Source organism: Herbaspirillum sp. VT-16-41, from assembly GCF_001994935.1.
GTDB lineage: Bacteria > Pseudomonadota > Gammaproteobacteria > Burkholderiales > Burkholderiaceae_D > Herbaspirillum > Herbaspirillum frisingense.
This window is the reverse complement of the sequence record NZ_MUXB01000214.1, coordinates 1-368: the sequence shown is the minus strand read 5'-3', so window position 1 is coordinate 368 and position 368 is coordinate 1. Positions and strand designations below refer to the sequence as shown.

General features: G+C 54.3%; 1 protein-coding gene. It reads left to right on the top strand.

Translation table 11 applies throughout. The annotated features are described in order from the left end of the window. A partial coding sequence (locus BTM36_RS26575) for a transglycosylase SLT domain-containing protein (protein ID WP_168189849.1) occupies positions 1 to 368 on the top strand: 368 nt, incomplete at both ends.

Genomic DNA, 368 nt, shown 5'->3' with positions numbered 1-368 from the left:
AGCTACGCTGCGCGTCGTGACGTGGTTGCATCCACAACGGCTGCCCTCGACATGATGCAGCGTCTGAACCGTATGTTTGACGGGGACTGGTTATTAACCGTTGCCGCCTATAACAGCGGTGAAGGGCGAGTACTGAAGGCAATGAAAGTGAATAAGGCGCGGGGTAAACCCACGGACTTCTGTTCCCTTTCACTGCCACAGGAAACCAAAATTTACGTGCCAAAAATGCTGGCATTGAGTGACATACTCAAGAACAGCAAGCGGTACGGCGTCAGTCTGCCAACGTCAGACGAGAGCCGTGCGCTGGCGCGTGTCAGGTTGAGCAATCCGGTAGAACTGGATCAACTGGCGGACATGGCGGGTATTTC